Origin of the sequence: uncultured Sunxiuqinia sp. (genome assembly GCF_963974515.1) — a bacterium.
Lineage (GTDB): Bacteria > Bacteroidota > Bacteroidia > Bacteroidales > Prolixibacteraceae > Sunxiuqinia.
In genome coordinates this window covers 1-4857 of record NZ_CAXBDD010000168.1, presented here as the reverse complement: position 1 = coordinate 4857, position 4857 = coordinate 1, and the positions used below count along the sequence as shown (strand labels likewise).

The 4857-nt window shown below is 44.1% G+C and carries 3 protein-coding genes; all 3 read right to left on the bottom strand.

Annotation, left to right across the window (positions count from 1 at the left end; all coding sequences use genetic code 11):
• Positions 1–113 precede the first annotated feature (113 nt).
• Positions 114–1547, bottom strand: a complete 1434-nt coding sequence (locus AAC033_RS18315) for a BNR repeat-containing protein (protein WP_339740845.1) — start codon at positions 1545–1547, stop codon at positions 114–116.
• 26 nt (positions 1548–1573) lie between these two features.
• A complete protein-coding gene (locus tag AAC033_RS18310) occupies positions 1574–3217 on the bottom strand; it encodes an arylsulfatase (protein ID WP_339740843.1) in 1644 nt (547 codons plus the stop codon).
• Positions 3218–3222: 5 nt separating this feature from the next.
• A partial coding sequence (locus tag AAC033_RS18305) for an alpha-L-rhamnosidase C-terminal domain-containing protein (protein WP_339740841.1) occupies positions 3223–4857 on the bottom strand: 1635 nt, incomplete at its 5' end.

Genomic DNA, 4857 nt, shown 5'->3' with positions numbered 1-4857 from the left:
AAGAAACAATTCAAATCGTCACGCAACAAAAATCACTACAAACAATTGATTATCATTTTTTTTCAAAGAACGAGTTAATATTTAAACGAGACACTAGTGATATCAATTTCCTGTCAGTGGGTTGCTTTTATTTTATACAATACCAACCGGCTTGGTTCGGGCCAAGGGTTCGGGCGGGGACGGTCGCGGTTAGGGTTCAGTGTTTCCCATTTCAACATATAACGAATGTCTTCCTCCGGGGATTCACCCAAATCCCCTCCTGTCTGAACTAAAAGCCCTGGGAAATCGCCTTTCGCCTGTAAACGGTTACCAAAGGGTTCGGGCTTGAGAACTTTTCCAATCCTTTCAAATTTGTCATTTAATAAGATGGTGCCGTTTCCGTATTTAATATGCCAGTATCCCAGTTCGTAGCATCCATCGTCGCGTTTTCTAAAATCTTTCAAACGGACTTCCGTGTTAATACTTCCGTTGCCTGAAAATTCCCAACGGTAATCCCAATCGGTAATTTGTTTATAAATCCATTCGTCATTTTTTAATTGTGCGGTGTACAACTGCACATTTCCTTCCGGATCGTATTTATGATATGCAAAAACAGGTTGGTTATCATCATCGAGTACCAGCCGTGCTGACAGGTTGATAATCCCTCCTTTTACCGGAATCGGATCTACTATCAGCGATTGATCATCAATTGTTGCCGGCATTTGAATCTGTTCTCCGGAAGCATTGTACCAGTTTTTTAAATCGGGGCTTTTCATATAGGAAAGATCATGGTTTGTGGAGCAGTCAGGCGTATCGCGCCACACCCAGTATATGTGATACCACCCATCTTTCATAACCGTTGGCTGGGTTTGGTAAGCATTCATTAATCCCTGCCCGTCGGTAAGCGGAGTGTCCAGCAAACGCTTCCAGCTTTTGGTTTTTGTATCGTAAATGTTATAAATTTCATTTCCGTTTCCGCTTCCGCCATCGCGGTAGTGATACAACAATTCGCCCTCTTTTGTCAGCATAAAATGTGGATAGGTCGTCCGTTTTTCCTCGGTACCCACCATTTCGAAAATCTGTTTCATTTGTGAAATATCATTAGGCTTTTCACTTCTAAAATACGTGAGTGGATTCACATGCACATTCCCTGAGAGATGTATAAAACCCTCTTTGTCAATTCCAAGAGTGACAAAATTATGGCTATCCCAGTCCAACACGGTACTGGTGCCTCCGGCTTCTTCCCTTTTGGTAGGCGGTAGTAGATACAATTCAAAATTATCCTCATTTAGATTTCGCTGACCCACCACCATGTTTCGATTGGCATTGTAATACGCAATGTACTGCCGGTTCTCTTTTGTAAGCAGACAAAAACCAACCGGATGGCCTGCCCAAACTTTATCGATTTCAATTTTTTGCACGATAGTTTCGGTTCGATCGGTTTCGTCGATTACAACAGGGGAATCTGAAACATACTGTGCGAAACAGCCTGTAGCACCCATGAAAAAGGCAATAAGGGAAATCAATGCAACAACTATTTTGACACCCTTCGAAATAATTCTTTTCATTTCTTTAGTTTTTTTTTGTTGCTTATTTAAAAATCAGATTTTCCTTGTTGCTGATAAAGAATATTCAGTTCTTCCCATCGCTCTTTCATCTGCTGCAGCCGTACCTGATTTTTTTCTTTCCACTCAGGATCCCCGAAACGATAGAAGTCATCTGCCAGGTTATTCAGTTCGGTACGGTCCTCAGCCATGTTGTAAAGTTGCCACCTACCATCAATATCGGACGAAATAACAGCTTTCCACTTTCCCTGGCGTAAAGCGTTGTTCCCACTGTGGCTAAACCAGATTTCACGTTCTGACTGTTTATCTTCAGTAAAAACAGGCACCAAACTTTCCCCTGGCGGAGTAGGAGCTTCAAATCCATCCTTTTCCATCAGGGGATCCACTCCTGCAAGTTCAAGAAAGGTTGGAAGAAAATCGACGACGTGCCCCATTGAGTAACGCAGGCTTCCCTTATCTTTAATCCCTTGTGGCCAGTAAGCAATAAGCGGAGTTGTAATGCCTCCTTCATGTGTCCAGAATTTATGGCGGCGAAAAGGCGTATTGGAAGCAGTTGAAAAACCCGGACCAAGACAAAGATAAGACTCAGCCGAACCAAGCGGAGCTTCAGGATTATGCCCATTCCCCCGAATGATTTGTTCCGCACTGGCTCCATTGTCCGAGAGGAATAATACAAGTGTGTTTTCTTCTTCTCCCATAGCCCTTAGTTGTTCCATAATACGTCCTACCTCTTTATCTATGACATCAACCATTGCAGCATGAATAGCCATCTTTGTTGCCTGAAGATACTTCTCATTTTCAGTCAACTGATACCATGGTTTTGCATAACGCACTTCTCCGGGGATAGAGTCTTTTAGCGCGTGTTCAGGCCAACTCCAGGGAGCAGTTACCATGTATTCAAAAGGACTGTTTTCTCCTAGTTCAAATCCAAGGTTTTTTTGTCGCTCAAATCGCTGCCTTTTCATTTCTTCCCAGCCATTAAGGTAATCGTTGCGATATTTTTCAATAACTTCTTTGGGAGCCTGCAATGGAAAATGAGGAGAAATGAAGGCTGTGTAAAGAAAAAATGGCGAATCTGCGTGCTCCTGTTGATGCTCTTCTAAAAACCGGATGGCATAATCAGCGATGGCTGTTGAGGAATAGTAATCCCCCTCTCCTCCGGCAGGCGGCAACTTTTCATCATCCAAAAAATGGTTTTGAGCAGCAAAATGGTCGTCGTAAGCGCCTGTTTGGTAGGAGCAATCGAAACCACCCGCTGCAATCTGTGTTGTTACATTCGGCACATGCCATTTGCCGCTATGGTAATTCCGGTAGCCGGCCTGTTTTAGATGATGAGGCAACAAATAGCCCCATCGGGGGAACGCGGCACGTACACCATCCGCGTTTATCTGTTGCGGGTAATAACCTGTAAGCAACGAAGAACGCGTTGGCCAACAACGTCCGGAATTGTAAAACTGGGTAAAGCGAAGCCCTTGGTCAGCAAGCCGGTCAAGGTTTGGAGTATGTATCTCTCCACCATAACACCCCAGGTCGGAAAATCCTAAGTCATCCGCCATGATAACTACAATATTGGGTGGATCGTTAGGAGGATCAAAAGAAATTGCACTGGCATTCATAGAGGAGAACAAATGAGGTGCAATTAATAAACCGGATAAGATATTTACTGTTTTCATAGCTATCATTTACGTGTTAATTTGAATGAGTGCCTTCCCGGCATTACATCCCGGAGCAGTACAAATTTTTCCTGTTTTTCACCCTGGACTGTCTCTCCATTTTGCGTCAAGGTATAATCCTCAAAATTTAAGGGGATATAAACCTCCGACTGGGTGTTGGGAGGAATGGTAATGTTCATTTTAAAAACATCAGCCTCGTTTTCAAAATCAACTTCAACACTTCCCCTGATGGTTGGATGTTTAATCTTCGCCCATTTCAGGTCACCGGGATGTGGTTTTATTTGTATTTTCCGGGCAGAAGGCTCTAAGGCTTCAATCCCGCAAATTCTTCTTGAGATCACATAAGCAGGTATCGCACTCCAGGCATGGTTCCAGGTCATATTTTGCTTGTACTTCAAATCCCAGGCTTCAGAAGTAACCGTTGTACCAAACCGGATCATATTCATCCAGCTCCGATCTGTTTCGTTTGTAATAAGTTCCAATGAATAGTCCTCAGCCCCCATTTTGTAAAGAGCATCAAAAAGGTACATCGACATTCCCGGACTGCTGGCCATTCCTCTGGAAATGAGAAAATCCCTGATTTCAGGATAATTGCTCTCCGGAGCAAGACCAAAAGCCACAGGAAACATATTGGCATGCAACGCACTATGCTCCACGCCTTCTCCATCCGTATATATCCCTGTTTCTTTGTTCAGTAATTTTTCGTTAAAAGAGGATTTTACAAGAGCAGCCCTTTGTTTAAAAAATGTTTCGTCTTCCGCTTTTCCCAAAACCCCTGCAATTTTTTCCATTAACACCAGGTTGTGGTAATGAAAAGCATTTACAACGGTGTTGATATCCGAAAACACAAAACGATCGGTTTCCCCGGCCAGGGTCACACTACCATGGCCACTACTGAGTTCCGGTTCATTGGCAGGGGTTCCCTGTGGCCAGTCCACAATATCTCTGAAACTTCTCCCGTGGTAATGGATGCTCTCCAGAAATTCGGGAGTAACCAAGCCGGTGCGGGTACTGATCAGCCCATCCTCCCGTGCCAGCCCCATTAGCGTTTTCTTTTTCAATTCATCATAACGCTTCTCCAGGAAACGCTCGTCGCCCGTAGCCATGTAATCGGCCCAGGCCATCAAAACAATATGCAGGTGCCATTCCGTTGGCCAACTGGGGTTGTAAATTAGAAAATCGGTGGTATACCGCTGAATGGCAAATTCGCGATCCACACAATAATGCGCCACCTGTTGCATGTAGGCATCGGCTTCATAGGGCATCCGTTCACGGGCTCCCCCATCAATATAAACGCCCATAAAAGGAGTTACTTTCAGGGTATGTTTACACAATTCCCAGATTTGATTCAGGTTTTCACTGGAAGATTGAAAATCAGAGGCATCTTCATCAAAACGATACAATAAAGCGAGCTGCTGCACCTGTTCTGTGGTTAAATCCCCCTTTAAGCCTTCGATTTCGACATACCGGAAAGAAGTCACTTCCGGCATATGTTCGGCCAACACCTGACTATTGGGGTAATGCGAAATAAAGCGGGGGATTTGAATGAGGTATTCTGTTTTACCGGGGTTTAAGGCGACCTTCAGCTCATTATAAATAATCGAACCTCCGGGATTTCGGTTTACCCGGTTGCCATCCGT

What these genes read in the sequence shown, in the direction of transcription:
- AAC033_RS18315 (WP_339740845.1), bottom strand. Translation starts at nt 1,547, where the DNA reads ATGAAAAGAATTATTTCGAAGGGTGTCAAAATAGTTGTTGCATTGATT.
- AAC033_RS18310 (WP_339740843.1), bottom strand. Translation starts at nt 3,217, where the DNA reads ATGAAAACAGTAAATATCTTATCCGGTTTATTAATTGCACCTCATTTG.